General features: G+C 53.4%; 16 protein-coding genes. All 16 read right to left on the reverse strand.

From position 1 onward, the window contains the following. Window positions 1–25: 25 nt before the first annotated feature. The 16 genes from ACG9DO_RS00005 to ACG9DO_RS00080 all read right to left on the reverse strand — a co-directional run bounded on the left by ACG9DO_RS00005 (window position 26) and on the right by ACG9DO_RS00080 (window position 16,788). The gene (locus ACG9DO_RS00005; RefSeq protein ID WP_394729412.1) at window positions 26–997 is read right to left on the reverse strand and encodes a UDP-glucuronic acid decarboxylase family protein; all 972 of its coding nucleotides are present in this window, start codon (window positions 995–997) and stop codon (window positions 26–28) included. A 28-nt stretch (window positions 998–1,025) separates the two neighbouring features. Beyond that, complete coding sequence (locus tag ACG9DO_RS00010) at window positions 1,026–1,865, reverse strand: glycosyltransferase family 2 protein (RefSeq protein ID WP_394729414.1); 840 nt, start codon at window positions 1,863–1,865, stop codon at window positions 1,026–1,028. 147 nt (window positions 1,866–2,012) lie between these two features. Beyond that, on the reverse strand, window positions 2,013–2,534 hold the full coding sequence (locus tag ACG9DO_RS00015) for a putative colanic acid biosynthesis acetyltransferase (RefSeq protein ID WP_394729416.1): 522 nt from the start codon (window positions 2,532–2,534) through the stop codon (window positions 2,013–2,015). Between the two features lie 84 nt (window positions 2,535–2,618). Continuing rightward, a complete protein-coding gene (locus ACG9DO_RS00020; RefSeq protein WP_394729418.1) occupies window positions 2,619–3,788 on the reverse strand; it encodes a glycosyltransferase in 1,170 nt (389 codons plus the stop codon). A gap of 81 nt (window positions 3,789–3,869) precedes the next feature. Beyond that, entirely contained in the window at window positions 3,870–5,084 is a 1,215-nt protein-coding gene (locus tag ACG9DO_RS00025; protein WP_394729420.1) for a glycosyltransferase, read from the reverse strand. 32 nt (window positions 5,085–5,116) lie between these two features. Beyond that, window positions 5,117–6,358 (reverse strand): hypothetical protein, encoded by a 1,242-nt coding sequence (locus tag ACG9DO_RS00030; RefSeq protein ID WP_394729422.1) that lies wholly within the window; start codon window positions 6,356–6,358, stop codon window positions 5,117–5,119. A gap of 101 nt (window positions 6,359–6,459) precedes the next feature. Continuing rightward, window positions 6,460–7,263 carry an FkbM family methyltransferase gene (locus ACG9DO_RS00035; protein ID WP_394729424.1) on the reverse strand — a complete coding sequence of 268 codons (804 nt, stop codon included), beginning with the start codon at window positions 7,261–7,263 and terminating at the stop codon, window positions 6,460–6,462. Between the two features lie 67 nt (window positions 7,264–7,330). Further along, entirely contained in the window at window positions 7,331–8,473 is a 1,143-nt protein-coding gene (locus ACG9DO_RS00040; RefSeq protein ID WP_394729426.1) for a glycosyltransferase family 4 protein, read from the reverse strand. After that, entirely contained in the window at window positions 8,470–9,438 is a 969-nt protein-coding gene (locus ACG9DO_RS00045) for a glycosyltransferase family 2 protein (RefSeq protein ID WP_394729428.1), read from the reverse strand. The genes ACG9DO_RS00040 and ACG9DO_RS00045 overlap by 4 nt, the downstream gene beginning before the upstream one ends. A 26-nt stretch (window positions 9,439–9,464) precedes the next feature. Beyond that, window positions 9,465–10,280, reverse strand: coding sequence for an FkbM family methyltransferase (locus ACG9DO_RS00050; protein ID WP_394729430.1), 816 nt, complete (start codon window positions 10,278–10,280; stop codon window positions 9,465–9,467). A 27-nt stretch (window positions 10,281–10,307) separates the two neighbouring features. Continuing rightward, window positions 10,308–11,267, reverse strand: coding sequence for a glycosyltransferase family 2 protein (locus ACG9DO_RS00055; protein WP_394729432.1), 960 nt, complete (start codon window positions 11,265–11,267; stop codon window positions 10,308–10,310). Beyond that, complete coding sequence (locus ACG9DO_RS00060) at window positions 11,264–12,106, reverse strand: glycosyltransferase family 4 protein (protein ID WP_394729434.1); 843 nt, start codon at window positions 12,104–12,106, stop codon at window positions 11,264–11,266. The genes ACG9DO_RS00055 and ACG9DO_RS00060 overlap by 4 nt, the downstream gene beginning before the upstream one ends. Window positions 12,107–12,570: 464 nt before the next feature. Further along, a complete protein-coding gene (locus tag ACG9DO_RS00065; RefSeq protein ID WP_394729436.1) occupies window positions 12,571–13,977 on the reverse strand; it encodes an oligosaccharide flippase family protein in 1,407 nt (468 codons plus the stop codon). A 148-nt stretch (window positions 13,978–14,125) separates the two neighbouring features. Continuing rightward, window positions 14,126–14,791: an FkbM family methyltransferase gene (locus tag ACG9DO_RS00070; RefSeq protein WP_394729439.1), complete on the reverse strand. Its 666-nt coding sequence runs from the start codon at window positions 14,789–14,791 to the stop codon at window positions 14,126–14,128. Window positions 14,792–14,852: 61 nt separating this feature from the next. Next, window positions 14,853–15,731, reverse strand: coding sequence for an FkbM family methyltransferase (locus tag ACG9DO_RS00075; protein WP_394729441.1), 879 nt, complete (start codon window positions 15,729–15,731; stop codon window positions 14,853–14,855). 502 nt (window positions 15,732–16,233) lie between these two features. After that, a complete protein-coding gene (locus tag ACG9DO_RS00080) occupies window positions 16,234–16,788 on the reverse strand; it encodes a transcription termination/antitermination NusG family protein (protein ID WP_394729443.1) in 555 nt (184 codons plus the stop codon). Between the last annotated feature and the right edge of the window lie 376 nt (window positions 16,789–17,164).

Here is a 17,164-nt window from a genome sequence, read left to right on the forward strand (position 1 = left end):
ATGTAGATCCTTTAAGGATGAGCGCTCAGGCCGCGGTCAGTTCAGGAAGACGGTGCTTGAAGTAGTCGATCGTCTGGCGCAGACCTTCCTCGAGCTGGACCTTGGGCTCCCATCCCAGCGCCTCCTTGGCCCGGGTGATGTCAGGCTGGCGCTGCTTAGGATCATCCTGGGGCAGTTCGAGGAATTCGAGCTTCGACCTCGAGCCAGTCATGGAGAGGATCTTCTCTGCAAGTTCCAGCATTGTGAACTCGCCCGGATTACCAAGATTGATCGGGCCCGTGGTCTCAGGGCCAGTTTCCATCAGCCTTATGAAACCTTCAACGAGGTCATCGACATAGCAGAAGGACCTTGTCTGCGAGCCATCGCCATAGATGGTAATGGGGTCCCCCTGAAGCGCCTGGACAATGAAGTTGGAAACTACCCTCCCGTCAGCATGGTGCATGCGCGGGCCATAGGTATTGAAGATCCGGGCGACTTTGATCTCCAGGCCATGCTGGCGGTGATAATCGAAGAAAAGGGTCTCCGCGCATCGCTTGCCTTCATCATAGCAGGAACGCGGTCCCACTGGATTGACATTGCCCCAGTAATCCTCGGGTTGAGGGTGAACGCTTGGGTCACCGTAAACTTCACTCGTTGAGGCCTGAAACACCTTCGCTTTGAGGCGTTTTGCCAATCCCAGAATGTTGATGGCGCCATGCACCGAGGTCTTGGTCGTCTGCACTGGGTCATGCTGATAGTGCACCGGGCTCGCTGGACAAGCGAGATTGTAGATCTCATCGACCTCTACGTACAGCGGGAAGGTCACATCATGCCGCATCAGCTCGAAGCGCGCATGGTTGTGCAGATGGTCCAGGTTCCGCTTGGTGCCTGTGAACAGGTTATCCACGCACAGAACTTCATGCCCCTGCTCAAGCAAGCGGTCGATGAGGTGAGAACCGATGAAGCCGGCTCCACCGGTTACGAGAATGCGTTTGCGGCTGTCGTAAAGTCGCGCCAAGTGATGCTCCTGTTGTGGAAGTGTCAGATTAGGTTTGTGACTGCTGCTCTTTGATCAGCAGGCGAATCGTATGGAAATACCAAGCCTTGTAGACAGCATAATGAAAGCCTGCGCCGCCATCGAGAAAACCGCGCTTGGCAATGTAGGTAAAGAGGAAATAGAAAGCGGGATACCACCATTTGGCAAGGTACTTGTACTTTACCCGCTGACGCGATGTTAAGAGGTCCCAGACAGCTGGGTCATTCTGTAGCTTTGCATAGCGCCGCGCCTCCCAAAGGGCATAGTCCCGGTGCTTTTCGATGAATTTGCCCAGCCCCTTGTAATCTCGGTGATCGATCGGAACCGTGATCTCCCCAACATCGCCCTCGATAATTGGATGCTCGTGGATTTCCATATCGAGCTGGCTCCATTGATCCTCATCAATCTTTTCATACAGCGCGTTGCCTACACGAAAGAGCGCCAGTTTGCGCTGGGCAAGACCGTGACGCAGCGGCTGGCCCAGAAAATAATTGGTATAGCTGAGCCAGTAGCCGTCTTTTGCTTCGTCCCTGATGGCGCGCTCGACTGCGTTGCAGAATTCGTCGTTCACAAACTCGTCCGCATCGAGGAAAAGAACCCACGGCTGATTGGGAGGATCATTGAGCAGAAGCCAGTTCCGTTTTTTGGGGAATTTCCCGTCCCAATTGAAATCCGCGATCCGAGCGCCAAACTGCTCCGCGATCTCAGCAGTTCGATCAGTCGAGCCGCTATCTATAACGACGATTTCTTGAAAGCGGCCAAGACGCTCGAGACACGCTGTGAGGTTGGCCTCTTCATTCTTGACAGGAATGGCCACCGTGACCTGCAGTTGGGTTTTGGTCTCTGTCATAAGCCTAATCGAGGGCAGAGGCTTCGTGCTGGAGGTCGCTCATGCGCCCCGCGTTCGAACGAGCGTGCTTGTCAAATACAGCCTCGACTGATCTCATCCAAAGTGACGAACCGTGCAGATCGAAAACGTGATTTTCATGCTGCATTTTTAGCGTCTTCCGACCTCTCGCGCCGGGTTCCCGGCTACGACCGTGTTGGATGCCACATTTTTCGTTACCACGGCTCGAGCACCCACGACTGCATCTGGTCCAATTTCAACGCCTGGGCCGATAAATGCCTCTGCGGCAACCCAAGCTCCTCGGCCTATCACAATCGGGCCAGTAATGAGCGGAAAGCCGGGGTCTCGAAAATCATGGCTCGCGGAACAGAGATGCACTCCCTGGCTGACAACGCAATCAGTCTCTAAGATGATCTGTGCCGCCGAATAACAGTTTGATTCGGGGCCAAGGCAGCTTCGTGGCCCCATCTCGAGATTCCATGGGGCCCAAATCCTCGCCGATGGATAAGGGTGGGCACCCGCACCGATATTTGCTCCGAACAGGCGCAGAATGAACCTCCGCCATCCGTGAGCGAGGGTGGGCGATGGTCTATAAAAGATCAACCAAGCGCACTGCCAAAGTGTACGGACGACCTTATTTGCAATGCTCGGATCAGGTTGAACCCGCATCATCTCGTGTGTCGCGCTCCGACAAAAGCTCCAAGAGAAAGGTATATAGATTGAGAATTCGCAAGGAGGTCATCGAACTTAAAGGGCTCATCCATCGAACAATAAATCTGTTGGCAAGTCCGCCTGATTTGCTACCGCCTTGTAAAACCGCTCAAGATTTGCGGCAACTGTCTGCACATCAAACTGACTTTGAACCAATCTTCGCCCAGCATCAGCCATACGGCGTCGCTCATCTAAGCTCATTTCAAAATACTCGAGAAGACGGCCAGCCAATGCACGTGGCTCTGTTCCAATCTCGAGAGCAGCACCGGCAGCATAACCGCCCGGGAGATTGCATGCTCGAGTCATCAAAACAGGATTCCCCCACGACCAGGCCTCAAGAACCGCCATAGGTAGGCCTTCACTGAAGGAAGGGAGAATGAAGCCGCTAGCTGACCCGAGTGCCTTGTCCTTTTCATCGCCAAATATTGGACCTCCAAGGGATAGCGACTGTCCCACCTTAAGCTCTGAAACAAGGCTTTGGAGATGACTCACATAGTCTGCCGCTCCCCATCCGTTGACCTGCAGACGCCATTGTCTGGCCGATGGCTCTCGCATGATTAGAGACCACGCTCTCACGAGAGATTCTATACCTTTCTTTGGATCGAGACGTCCCAGAAACTGGATGACTGTTTTACGCTCCCCTAGATCGGCCACTTGGCCGTCTTCTGGGGATTTGATCCCGTTAGGAATAACAACAATGGGGGACTTAGCTCCAAATTGGCGGATTGCATTTGACTCATCTATGTTGAGAGCACGAATAGCACCGGCGTTTGCCAAATGGCTATCTTCGAACCACCAGCGAACCAATCGCTTACGCCAAGAACTGCGCTTTAATGCCCAAGGATCCAGCATGCCATGGGGCGTGACAACGTAGGGCGTGGAATGCTTCTCGTAATGCGCAAGGGAAATGCGCGAGATGTTCATCCAAAGGCCCTGCGTGTCGATAACTGCAGGTCGCAATCCTTCAAGGGTCCGTTGCATCGACGGGGCCCAATGAAAGCCTGTAAGTCCATAGGCCTTGTGGACGTGGACATTTTGACCCCAGGCAATTGTCTCATCGGGCGATTTTCTATCCAAAACTCCCAACACATGTGGCTCGACATGTGTCGTTTCTGTCAATGATCGCACCATACTGGAAACCGAGGTTGTGAGCCCTCCAGAGGCGTCCGAGAGGAAACCGGTCAAGAGAGCCAGTTTCATAGCGTGTTCGACCATGAGAGAGCCGGCCCGATTGTCTGGCCATAAGTTGAGACAAGCCCTTTCAGTTCAGCATTTAAGAAATGCATCCAGGGCATCTCAAGATACCGTTTCAATCGTCTTATTCTGCAAATAGGAAAGCAGTGCCCTATCCCAGGGCGCGATAGGCCCCCGACGTGGCGCCTCGGCAGCGCTCCGCACGGCAGCTCTCATGCCCGAACCGAACCGCTCCGGGCCCCACTCTTGGATTGCAAACATTCCTGCTAGGGCCATTGCATCTCGGCTTTCCTGTGGCATCTCGAAAAGCCGAAGAATTGCATTTGAGATTGCGCTCACATCCACATCGGTCAGGAGCCCATTTACGCCGTCGCTGATTACAGTGCGGGCTGCCCCACATGTATGCGAGGCAATTACTGGTACTCTGGATGCCATCGCCTCATTGATGACTAATCCCCATTGTTCGAAAGTGGATACATGCAGGAAACCCTCTGCCAAAGCATAGTATGCTGGCAGAACATCGTAACCACGGAAGCCGGGCATATGGACACAATCAGCGACACCGCTCCGATGAATGGCCTTCTGAATTTCAGAGTGTTCAGGTCCGTCACCCAATATCACGAGATCGGGTGGCATTTTCATTTTCTGCCGAGCGTCCGCGTAGGCCACGACGAGGTTGGTCAAGTTCTTTTTTCGGATAAAGCGCGCAGACGCAAGAATGTATCGTTCTGGAAGTCCGTGTTCCCCACGTAATTTGTCTGAATTAGCCCTTGCTAACGTTGCCCGACCTTCGAAATAGGCATTGTCGACCGCGTTATATCCCAGATGTATGCGATCACTAGGAATACCAAGAGTAGCCACGTAATGTGCATGGGACGGGCCGCCAACGAGAGCAGCATCAAATTGAGATACAAGTCTTTTCTTGATCGCTTCGCGCAGTAAAGGCCTAGGAGCGTCGTCTACTTGTGACTCCGACATAACGATAGTTGGCACACCGTTTTCACGTCCATATTTGAGAGCAGCAAGGCTTTCTGGTGCAATCCAGCCTGCAACGGCAATTGCATCAGGCTGCAGCGTTGCACAAAGGCCCGTGATCTGACTGACTAATTCCCCGGTCCTGACCGCTGAGGCATAGCCATCTTTGCCATTGAAGAGTTTGTGAATGGCATAATCACCCAAGGAATCTGCCAAAAACTCAGGGAAGTCGCCCGCATTTACGCTTGAGGCGATGTGTGTTTCGGCAAAGTGCCTTGTGACACCGACGTAGCGGGCGTTATGATACGGCGAAATTTGCGCCGTCAAGATCATCAGTTTCATGAGATCACAACTTGCGGTGTAACTCGATTTCCTCAGGGTTGTTCGCGGAGTCTAGCTGAGGCTCTAGTAACTGCTAAACGACGCTTTTTGTCAGGAAGCTTGGCGTAGTGCACTGCAAGCCAAGAGATCGCCAAAGTAAAGGGCAAGGAGGCAAGAAGCTCTCCCGTACTGTGGGTGATCGCCTTCAAGCCTTCCGCAAGCAAAATGAGGTAAAGGTATTGGCCGGAAAGCGACCCTAACGCTGATTTAGCGTATAGTATGCCAAAGCCGTAGCCGATGAGGCAGAAGACCATCACTCCAAATATTCCGAATGCACGATAGCTGTCCGAGAACCCTGTTCGCGTCGAACCCACTGAAAGCAGTCCGACCTCCTCGCCACTGCGCAAACGCTCGCTAAGTGTTGAAATTTTGAGGCCCTCTTTGAACTCACGACCAAGCAGGAACGCCGGAACGTACTGGTGCACAAGCTTATTCCAATACTCCGCACCATACTCCCACTGAGAGGTCTGGTTCGCATACCAGAAATCAAACTGCGCCTGCCTTACTTCACTCGCATTACCCTGCTCAAGATTTGTATAACTGAAACTTTCGTACGTTTGCTTCTCAGTCAAGACCGTCACGAGGCTCCTCTCGTCTGACAGGATTTGTGAACGAATATACTCAACATTGTTCAGGATGACCGTCCCAACCAAGAGGCCCGAAAGTACTAGTATCCGAGGCGGAACTTTATCCTTTGCTAAATACCAAGCACCTACCGTGAGAATCGCCAGATCGAAGAGATTTTCCCGCCGGACACTAAAGAAGGCGGCATTGATCAGGGGAACAGCTGCCACTGCAGCGATCAAAAGTGCAGCGAAGGAGCGCGTACGCGCAAAGATAAGTACAGCAAGGCAGAGGCCAAAGCCGCTAGCCTTGTCGAGGAGCGCCCACATGGTGATAACCCCAGTCCACTGTCCGCCCATGCTGGAAGTATCGATCCCTCTCATTTGATACTGAGCGATCAGCCCGATCATGGTCAACCCGGCAGCAGCGTATAGAAGTCGCCTTTCGCTGAAGCCCTCCCTTGCTACTACTGCTGATTTAGCGCTCCGCCTCCGGATCTCAGTCTCACCGGCGTAGAAACCGAGCCAGATGAAGATGAAGCAGGCAGTGACAAATAACCAGAAGCCTTCTCCAGAATAAAGATTCCCCTGATTTGCCTCAAGCTCGATGCCCTGAGGGATAATCCATGCGAGACCCATCATGGCAGCAACTGTTGGATAGGCAAAGATCATCCGCCCACCAACCAACCCGCGCGTGACTAACACCACAAGGACCGCACATAGAGCGACGAAAGATAGGTGGAAATTAGTCTGAAGCATGATCAAATTAGCGTTTACATATCCTCAGGTTCGAACATGGAGAACCGGCGGTGTCTACGTAAAGCACTATCTTTCTGAACAAAGATCATATCGATCTGGAAAAGGGCACGGTCTGATACCCGCCTCTGCTGCCCACAGATATCGTAGGGCACAAAACCTCGATTATCCATAAATGCTATAATCTCTGGCATAAGCGGTGCACCCCTATTGTAGGGTAAAAGCGATATTTCCATCAGGACTGCCTCAGCGCCAGCGAGGATCGTCTCGGCACCTTTGAGAACTTCCAACTCGTAACCTTGAACATCCAGTTTGAGAAAGGTCGGCCCCGATTTTGCTATTTTGAGATCAATTTCGTCCAGCCTCTTCATCGGTAGCTTCACGATCTCCTTATCGAGATTCGTGACCTCCTCCATTACCGAGGAACCCGTCCCAATCCTGTAAAAGGAGACCTCGGCTGATGTTTGTGCACCTAGCAGGGCAATCTCGTAGCTGGCCCTATCCCCAATATGCTTGGCGGAAACAGCAAGCGCGCTGGATAGTTCCGGCTGAGCCTCGATCATATGAATGGAAGCATGAGGAAAAATGTCACCGATCGATCTTGCCCACTCGCCAACATTTGCTCCAACATCGATGATAGTCCCTGGAGCAAAACCAGCCTCACATAGATTCTGGATGCTACCGAACATGGTAACCTGCCCATTCAGGAACTTCACTCTATCATTAGCAATGGCGATCGCCTTACGCAGCAAGATTGCCTGGACGCCAGACGGCAAATGTCTGAGAACGGCAGTGACGGTATTGCTGATCGCACGCTTCAAGTGCGCCACTCCTAGTAATTAAAGTGCTTCTGAGCGTGCCTTACATGCGCGGCTTTCGGTAATGGGCTCAGGCACGCCTCGGCCCATTAGCTGCATTCCTGAACATGTCCTCATATCGCGGCGCAAGTGCCTGCCAACTAAAATTATCGCGAGCATAGTTCCAACGGCGACGGTCGCCGAATGGATCTTCGGCGAAGAGGTCCTGACGTTTGGCAATCAATCCCGTGAGCGTGCCCGCCTTTGAGAAGTCACCATAAGCCGCTTCAGGACCGTTCACAAAGCGGCCCACAGGATAATCGTGGCAGAAGACCGGCACGCCCTGCGAAAGGGCTTCGATGTAAACGCGGCCGAAGCCTTCTGCGAGCGAACCTAAGACGAATACGTCAGCGGCTGCATACCAGGTCGGAACTTCGCTTGGTGGTACTGAGCGTGCAACCAAGCCCTCCGCACCAAGTTTAGAGCGTGCCTCCGTGACGACCTCACCCGAGGTCTGATCCATAGCCCCGATCATCGCCAGTAAAGGGCGAGGCGCGGGCAGGTGTGCGATTTCGTCGACGACGTAATCCATGCGCTTGTGCCGGCGCGCGATCCAGCCAACCGACAAAACGATCGGGCGATCCTCAGGCAGGCCAAGGTTCCGACGAGCCTGCTGGCGCCTAGCGATAGAACGGTCGGGCGGCACATCCGGGACGGTAAAGCCATAGGGCACAAGAATATGTCTTTCAGGATCGTCGCCATCTTCGATCGCGATATCGCGATAAGTCGGGGTTACCTGATGCACCGCGTCAGCCCACGGGAAGGGTCCACGCATCGGCGCACCGTTCGAATACATCAGGCGGTAAGGCACGCCGCCGAAGCTTCGTAGCGACTTCAGGCGCATCGCCAAGTTGGCTTCACTGGTGAAAACGACGTGGGGTTCGAGGCGACGAATTTTTGCGAGCACTGAGGGGATGCTCGACACCTGCTCAATAGTGTAGCCGTCACGTCCAATGACCCCGCCGAGGCTCTTAGCTAGCGGATGCAGCCGAGACAGCGAAGCGATGCGCTCCTGGCTAGCCCCGGCAACCCCAGCGCCGATGCCAAGCCTGAGATCGAGCCCAGGAGCGTCTTTTAGCCCCTCGAAGGCGTCGGCAAAGAAAGTCTCAATACCGCGGTTCTCGCGACCGACGCCGCTGCAGAGCATTAATACCCTTGTCAGCCTATCGCTCATTGTTTGAGTTCCCGTGCTAGAGCTTCCTGAACTGCCTCAGGAATTGGAAGCGGGAGAGCATCGTCATTCCAGTTGCCTCGCACCATATCCATGACACGCGGCAAGCCGAGCCGATAGATTGACTCCTGCACAAAACGCTTTGGCACCTTTGCCACGTGGTTAATCTGCCCTGGCTCAGGCAAGGGCGTGCCAGGAGTCCATTTCTGCAACCCGGGGGCATCATCTGCGATAACGAATTGACGCCAGTCAGCCACACTCCAGTGATGAGCGTCGGGGTGCCGCCAGTTGGAAGCGTTCATATGATCCGCCATCATGATAGCCCTCAGAGTACAACGGCGCGCGAGTTGCTTTGGGTCGCGGTGAGGATAATGTCGGATTGGCAGTCGTTCCTTTGCGACCAATCCCGCATTGTATGGGAATGACACATCAACCGGCCATTTCATCGAAGCTCGATAGCGGCAAAGACGTGGCTCAGCATAAACGCTGATCGTGTAGTGTTTGCGACGATGCTCGATAGGAATTTCGCGTTCAACCTCGACCGCCGTTGACGTATCAAGGCGGTCGACTTCTCTTTGGGTCAATTGGAAGTCATAGTATTGATGGTACGCCACACCTTCATGGGGCCTCATTTTGTTGGCCACAAAATCCTGCGGCCGGATGTGATGGAATTCATCAGCGTCGATTCGGAGAAACCAGTCACCATCGCGCAGCGTCTCGCGTGCGTTAGCGAACAAGAACCCACGCGTGCGGTTTTCATTATAATATGTTGGCTCGCTACCAATCGGTCGAATCCGATCATCGGCTTTCGCCATGTCGAGTACTGTATCGTACGTATTATCGACACTCCCCGTATCGTAGACAAACACTGCATCGGCCCAAGTTAGCGCATGGGAAAGGCATTGGTGGATAATGTCTCCTTCATCGCGCACTGGGAGCAGAGCGATAAATTTGGGATTAGGCTTCATGGCGCTTCCCTGCTTCCGCAGCGTACTTAGGAAGCTGCGGGATCCGCAGTCCGATTAATGAGGTCCTGACGGCTGCGCAAAACGGCAACATAATTAGGGCCAGCGAAATCTTCGTCGGTTAGCTCGTACTCCTTAAATCGAACCCCTCGATTGGTGAGCCGCCCAAGAGCATATTCGGCGCCTAAGAGATCATAGAAGTCACGCAGCAAGAATCGGCTGTGCAGGCGGGCATGATTATACTCGAACTGAATAACATCGACATTGCCATCTCTAATCATACCCTTCAGGCCAAAAAGCACGTTTTGCTCTGCGCCTTCAACGTCGACCTTGAGCAGATCGATGTGGGCGATTTGGTGTTGGCTGCAATAATCGTCGCCTATATGAACTTTGCCCCTTACGGTCGTGTAGTTTCGATCATAACCTTCATCTATAACCATACGCGACCCACGGTCGTGTGATTGTGAAAAGATGACGTCGAGCTCTTCATTTGTGTCTGAAAGGCCAAAGGCGTTCGCCCTGATCTTATCACCCCAGGCATCAAACAACTCTTTCGCCGTATTCGGGATGATCTCAAATGCGTGAATTTCAGCGTCCGGTGAGTTTTTAAGCACCACCGCGCTCCAGTCACCGCGATTTGCGCCCACATCAAAAACTACTCTTAGCTGATCGGCCAGCCGCTCGATCAGCCAGACTTCGCCATTGTGACGCCCATCGTAAGTGCGCCCCTCAAACCAAGTCACGTAAAGCTTGGATATCTTATGCAATGAATCCGATAACGGTAATTGCCGACGTGCATGATACGTCAGGGCTGAAATGAAAAGTTGGCGGATAGGTTTCAACATTTTAAGTACATTCAGATTGCGTAGGATTTATTTCTGGTTTGGTGGAGTGTCCGCCATGTATTTTGCCTTTGCCTTGGGAAATGCTTTAAATAAGCTCTCACGGCTACCCTCCAGCGGGTTACGGGCCATTCGCATCCACCGCCAGTAGGTACTCCATTCGACCGGGCGCCGATGTGATAATGGTTCTCTAATCCGAAGGAATGCCTCTGCGACCCACTTAGGCTCGTCCTTCAGCCATCCCCAACCCTTCGATGCGCCAAATAGAATCTGCCTGATCATTCTGTAAGCTCCGACCCAAAGGACGTGTGGAAACGGGCAGCGCATCACCACGGACCAAAACTCGTTGCGTGCATTCTTGTAGTGGCGCGCTTTCATATTGCGGTTCACATGGGTGAATCGATGGCATACCTCGATTTCTGGTACGTAAAGGACACCGTAACCGGCGCCATATGTCTGGAGGCAGAAGTCTGGTTCCGCATAGGCGTGCGAAAAGAAGCGCGGATAGCTTGTTATTTCACCGTAAATCGACTTGCGAATTGCACCTGCACAGTTTGGGTAGGTGGCAATCCAAGCTCGCTGGGGCACTTCAGTGTTAGAAAGAGCTGGCACACGCTCATTCGGCCGAACTTCTCGAAACGCAAAAGCACCGACTTCTGGGTGCTTGTCCGCTAGATCTATCAGCCGGATCACAAAGTCTTCTCTCAAAGGATAACTGTCGTCATCTAGTGATACAATCAGATCTCCCTTTGCAAGCCGGAAGGCTGTATCGCGAGTGGGTATTGAGCCCTGCGGCGCATCGGAGGTGAGCACTACAATTTCCGGATATCGTTCCTCAAGCAGCTCTTTTGAGCCATCGTTGCAGCCATCAAGGAAGATAATGATTTCGTCCGCCGCTGGAGACAGTGTGCTCAGCTGTTCCAGAGTTGCCATTAGGTCATCTTGGCGGTTGTGCGTTGGGATGACTATGCTGACAGTGAATTTGCTCACGAAGCTTTCCTGTGGGCTGGAAGTTTAGCCGAACTGAATGCGTCATAGAAAGGTGCGCCTTTTTCCACGTGACGTACTGCACTTAGCACCGTCTCCACGAAGCCGTCCCACCCAAACTGTTGAGCGCGATGGCGAGCTGCTCGACTCATTTCTTTGCGTCGCTCCCGGTCTAATACAATGCTTCTGACAGCGTCCGCGATAGCCTCTGAGTTCCGCTCTGGGACGATTATCCCGTCGATACCGTTGCGAACTATAGAGCCAGCAGCCCGAGTAGTTACCACCGGTATGCCTGCACCAAGCGCTTCCGCCGTAACGCTCGCAGATCCCTCAGCAAGTGAAGGAAGAACGAAAACATCAGCGCGCGCGAATTCATGAGCTAATTCTCTTTGTCCGAGGTGGCCGAGGAATTCTAGTGCGGAGGCATCCGGGTGGAAGCGTACTTTGTCTGACACGCCGCCAGCGACACGCACACGGCAATCACCTTGCATAATGTTGGCGGCACCTGCGAGATAATGGATGCCTTTGCGTAAGTTGGCAGAGCCAGCGAACAAAATTCGGCCTCGCTCAGGCTCGGTCTCTAGAAGCAGCCACTTTGGATTGACCGCATAGGGTGCGACCACTGTTCGAGCAGGTTCGATGCCATAGTTCTCGACCAAGTCATCGCGCACAAATTCGGAAGGGCAGACTAAGAGTTGGGATTCCTGTAGCATCACTCGGTTTACCCAAGCCGGTTTGTGCAATGGCTGCGCGATGAGCGCATCGTCTGACCAACTCGGATGGAGCGCGCATTCCGCGGCGACAATCGCGTCAGCAGAAAGCGCGATGTATACGTCGCTCACTACGAAAAGGCCCTTGCGCCTCGCGTATTCTAGAAAGGTGCCTGGCTCTCCAAGCATCGAATATATGTGGGTTGCTTGGCCAAACCCCTTGAAGCGCAGAAAAGCCTGTCGCCACCGTTCCAGCAAACCCTCGAAAGCAGTGCGAGCCTTGCCGTCGGGCAGTACGCTTTGCGTAGCGTAGCGAGCGAGGAATAACGGGGCCCAAGTGCTAATAACCGGGGAAATACCGGGTGGCGGCACCCGTCTCTCAATTGCATTTAATGATGAGCTTTTAATGCCGCTTAGTGTCTTTACTAAAGCCCCGGTCGGACTTGAAGAGACGAAATCGGTGTAGACTGCGCTAAGTACTCCTGCCCTTTGAAACGCTTCCGGAATAGCGTAGTCATGACGGGCGCCGTTCTGAATAACCAAAAAGCAAGGCGTCTCAGTTCCGCAAATGACTCGGTCTGTGTTCATGAACTAAGCTATTCTCGATGCTGCGCTTTTGCGATGGCGGGCAAGACCAATCTCGTAAACTGCAGGGCGCTGGAAATATTCAAAACAAACGAAAGTACAAAGGACGCGGTGAACATTAGAATTGCATAAACAAAGCCCACCCCAACCATTTCATAAAGGCTTGCTATTGATGCGAGGACAACTGCCAGCGAGTGCCATGCTACTGTCCAATTTAGCGAAGGCTTAATTCGGGTGGCCTGGCTGCGAAGCAAAACAAATGCACCTGCTCTTGCTATAGCAATTGCGGCAGCGCCAGCAACGCCGAAGAACTTCACGGAAAGAGCCAAGAGCAGCAGGTTGGGCACTAAGATCAGTCCAGCAATCCTCGTTTCTTGCTGAAGCTCCGAGCGGGCCTGAAGGAGAGCATATGGAACACGCCCCATGAGATCGAGCCATGTGGCAATCGTTAGAAAAACTGCAACAAGGTGAGCCTGGTCGGCAAACTCTTTTCCTAACCAGATCTCCAGAACCGGATGCAAAAAAACTACTCCAACTACGAAAATCGGCGAAAGCAGGAACAGTCCACGGTAGCAAGTTTCAATCAAGCCCGCGTCATTGGGGGACCTTGCCAACCTTGGGAATGCGGCTGAAAGAAGCGCGCTGGCTACTATTTGAGAACGGCTAAGGGCTCCCTGTGGTATCGCAAAAATAGTCACTGCTGACGGACCTGAGAGTCCGCTAAGGAGAATCCTGTCGAGGGAATTGGTCAAGCGATGGAGCATCGCCGAAGAGGTTGACCACCCCCCGTAGGATACCAGAGTTTTGATTACCGAGCTTTCGAAGCGAATGTCTGGGATAGCACGAAGGGCAAGGCATGCAAGAAAGGCAACAACGAGGGTTACAACGTAAGCCAGAGCCGTTACGGCAATCAGACCGGGAAGGTCTGTACCTATAAGCACTGCATAAAGTGCTGGAGCGAGAATGGCCCCTACAGAACCTACAAGATTGACAAGATTGAGAGAAACGAAGCCGGAAAGGCCAAAAATCACACCTTTCGGGACGCTTGCGAGAATGGACACGGCTCCCAGGGCAAAAAGAGCGCCTCCAGAGCGCGCCAGCTCATCCACGACTGCGGCATCATCAACTAGCAGGCTTGAAATCGCCGGAATGGCCAGCAACGCGAAAAGCCCTCCGCCAATGCCAGCGAAAGGGATCGAAAGGAAAAGCGCGTTTCCGAAAATGCGTGGTCTATCTTCCTGATTTGCAGCAGCAATCTCACGACTGGTGGCACTGCCAAGTCCGAACTCGGCCAAGCCCGCATAGATAAGGAAGCCCAATACCAGCAGGAGAACACCATATCTCTCTATCCCTAGGCTGGAGAGCAGAATGGGAGTAAGACCGATGAATGCTAGCGTACTGAGCAACGCACCTGACAACTGGATAAGGAACTGGGATCGGAGACGCATGCCTACTTCGGGCCAGCTTGCTCGGGACACGAACCCTCAAGCAAGGGTCGGGCCAATGCCAAAGCACTAGGCTCTTTAACGCAGATCCTAGTATTCTGATGCGTCTTCTTAAGCACGGCTAACCAAGAAAGCGCTCTCGAAGTTTTCTGATGTAGGGAGCCAAGCTCCCGATCTTTAAGTCATAGTGCATCCCATTCACGAATAGGATATCCCCGTACCCTCGATAAGAGCACTTGAGTTCAGTGAAGCCAAGGCCTCTCAGACGGTCAGCAGCACATCTGATCCGACTGACATCCTCCGCATCACGAGCGTCATGAGGATGGAATTCCACGGAAATCTGCTTACAGCACGACAGAACTTCTCCAGGCTCTTGCATGAGAACCTCGTATTCTGCGCCTTCAATGTCGAGCTTTAGAAGGTCAATTTCATCAACGCCAAACTGTGCAACCAAGGATGAGAGCGACCGCGCCGTCACAAATTGAGTTCGGGCCGGGTTAGAAGACGGCCGGCTGACGATGCTGCTCGCCTCTGGATTGGCATCGATAGCGAATTCGACCTCTCCATCCTTTCCGGCGAGGGCGGCCCTTAGCAACGTAACGTCCTGTTCGAGTCTGTCCGAGCTAAGGTCAGCATTTGGTTCGATCGAGATAACCGTCACGCCATATTCGCTCGACAAACGATTGGCGAATTCGCAGCGATGAGCTCCTGCATCGATCACAATCCCGCCAGGGGTAATCAAGCTGGCAAGGAATGAATGGCCCCGCACCAGTTTGAGGTCTATCACCTGGTTCCAACGTCTCATAATTCTAATAAAAGCGCACGAAATGTATCACCCAAATCCTAGTTTATGAATGACGTCGAAGAATGAGAATATTTATCTCGTTCCAAGGGCGGTTCGGTGCGCCCAAGGGGACACGGCGCTCGTCGACCATTTTACGATGATCTAACAATCTACCGATACTTCCATCAGCCATTATTTCATGAAAATCGTAACCGTGCTGTACAATCGCCTCGACAAAATCCTTAGGGTTCTCACCCATGTCCTCCATGTGCTCTACAATGAACTCAAGGTATATAGCGCCAATTTTTCGGTGCTCGAGAAGCGCCCTTGCCCCTCTAATCACACTCGGCTCCGCCCCCTCAACATCGACCTTTAGAAGGTCTACTTCAGCGATTCCAAATGTTTGCAAAGTTTCATCTAGTCGAACTGTCGAAACGACAGATACAATGTCGGAGGAATAGAGAATCCCTGCATCAAACTTCCCATGCAACGGCAGGGCTGGGTCTTCTCTAAAATTCGCGATTCCAGGAGTGTCCGAAACGGCAGCTTGGACTAAAGAAACTCCACGGACGCCATTCGAAACCATATTTGCGTGGAAGGCCTGACAGTATCGATGAGCTGGCTCGAAGGCAATGATCCGACCAGCCGATCCAGTACTGCTAGCAAGCATAGTGAACGCGCCAACGTTTGCACCAACATCTACAATTGTAGAGTTGATCTTTGGGAGTAGACTTGCAACTAATCTTAATTCTTGCTCGCCAGGTCTTTGTATATACACAGACCGATAGTCATTAAAGCGTCCTGCCGGGTGAAGCCTCATGCCTTTTGGCATAGGCAATGTTGGCGGCCGGCCAAGAAACCGGCGTGCCAAGTGAAAGAAAACATATTGGACAAGAATTCCGGGCTTGAGAACGGCCGTTCTTAGATTTCTGAGAAATCCCATATTGGTCTCCTGAATCACCCTCTTTACAGCACCTTAAAGCGACCAAAATCTGTCAAAAGTGATTTATGCGAGCCCACTTAAGTAACGCCTATTCGGATATTGCTACTGGCTGCCACTCAACCAACGGAACGCGCTCACCCCCCCTTTTCTAATCCGCCAAAAACTCACCCTCGCGCGATAACGCCGAGATTTGCGCTCAAGTAGCGAAGCGGTAGCGCGAAAAAGAATCTTTGTTTTGCGCATCGCATCCGCGATGCGACATCCTCGCTAGACGGGCAGGCAAGCTGCCCCCGCTGCGGGCGGCCGGTCGGCCTTGCGGTTGCTGGGCAACCGTTGGTCTATCCCAGTTTCCATCGCCCAACATTGTCTTCGCCACTCAAGTGCTATCTGTCTCAACACGGCTACCGCACTCGGCAAGAAGCGAAGATCGCTTCCGGCCGAGGCAAACTCAATCAAACGACCTGCCCTCCAACCAGGCGGCCTATGACAAATCCTTCGCCTGCTACGCGGCGATCAGCCGCTCGCGCGGCACGCTCACCCGGCGCGGGCCGGAGAGCAAGTCGATCAGCACCATGACGCGCGCGGGCCCATCGCCTGTCAGCAGCGCGCCTGTCACATCATCGAGCGCCCCGCCAACGATCCGCACCTGGTCGCCTGGCTTCATCGCGCTATCGAATGCAACCACGCCGTCCTCGTCCTGGCGCGCAATCAAACCGTCGATGAAACCATCGGGAAGCCGTGCCGGCATGTCACCAAACATCACCAGCCGCGATACGCCGATCGTGCCGTTGATCGAGCGCCAACGATCGCGCGCCATATCAAGCCGCACAAACACATAACCTGGAAACAGCGCCTCGCGCACTGCGACCGTGCGCCCTGCCCTTGCCTTCATCCGCTTCAAGCTCGGCGAAAACCACGCAAAGCCCTGGCGCTCGAGGTGAAGGCAGGCGAGTTTCTCGCGGCGCGGCTGGACCTGCACTGCGAACCAGTCCGCAGACCCCGATGCCGCTGCAGTGTTGTTGATGACGGCGTTGTCGATGATCAGCCCCGCTTGCATAAGCCTAACCTCTAATGCTGCACCGCGACATGTCGAGCCAAAACTGCTGAAATTTGGGGAAAGAATTCGCTTTGCCGCATGCCTGCCTGCGTTGGCCGCAAGATCGGTCAATGGGCTGCAGGACGGGGCCCCATCAAGGGCGTTCGCCAAGGCCGCGCAGCACGTGTGCGGCGAGACACCTCGCCCGCGGATAGGGCCAGCAAGCGGAACTGAGCCGCCCACCAAGCGTCAACATGATGACCGGAGGCCGAATAATCCTGCGGCTCTTGGCTTTAGCTATCCAAACGCTGCTAGATGCCATTACACGACCATAGCGCCCAAATTTATCTTCGCTTACGAAGTTCACTCTTGCGGCAAACCATGGAGCTTTTAGGGA

The sequence above is a fragment of the Altererythrobacter sp. GH1-8 genome, assembly GCF_043702085.1.
GTDB lineage: Bacteria > Pseudomonadota > Alphaproteobacteria > Sphingomonadales > Sphingomonadaceae > Erythrobacter.

Bases quoted from the DNA above. Each gene is read 5' to 3' on its own strand.
- ACG9DO_RS00080 (WP_394729443.1), bottom strand. From the start codon at position 16,788: ATGCAAGCGGGGCTGATCATCGACAACGCCGTCATCAACAACACTGCA.
- ACG9DO_RS00020 (WP_394729418.1), bottom strand. From the start codon at position 3,788: ATGGTCGAACACGCTATGAAACTGGCTCTCTTGACCGGTTTCCTCTCG.
- ACG9DO_RS00015 (WP_394729416.1), bottom strand. From the start codon at position 2,534: ATGATGCGGGTTCAACCTGATCCGAGCATTGCAAATAAGGTCGTCCGT.
- ACG9DO_RS00025 (WP_394729420.1), bottom strand. From the start codon at position 5,084: ATGAAACTGATGATCTTGACGGCGCAAATTTCGCCGTATCATAACGCC.
- ACG9DO_RS00040 (WP_394729426.1), bottom strand. From the start codon at position 8,473: ATGAGCGATAGGCTGACAAGGGTATTAATGCTCTGCAGCGGCGTCGGT.
- ACG9DO_RS00075 (WP_394729441.1), bottom strand. From the start codon at position 15,731: ATGGGATTTCTCAGAAATCTAAGAACGGCCGTTCTCAAGCCCGGAATT.
- ACG9DO_RS00050 (WP_394729430.1), bottom strand. From the start codon at position 10,280: ATGTTGAAACCTATCCGCCAACTTTTCATTTCAGCCCTGACGTATCAT.
- ACG9DO_RS00045 (WP_394729428.1), bottom strand. From the start codon at position 9,438: ATGAAGCCTAATCCCAAATTTATCGCTCTGCTCCCAGTGCGCGATGAA.
- ACG9DO_RS00010 (WP_394729414.1), bottom strand. From the start codon at position 1,865: ATGACAGAGACCAAAACCCAACTGCAGGTCACGGTGGCCATTCCTGTC.
- ACG9DO_RS00030 (WP_394729422.1), bottom strand. From the start codon at position 6,358: ATGATCTTTGCCTATCCAACAGTTGCTGCCATGATGGGTCTCGCATGG.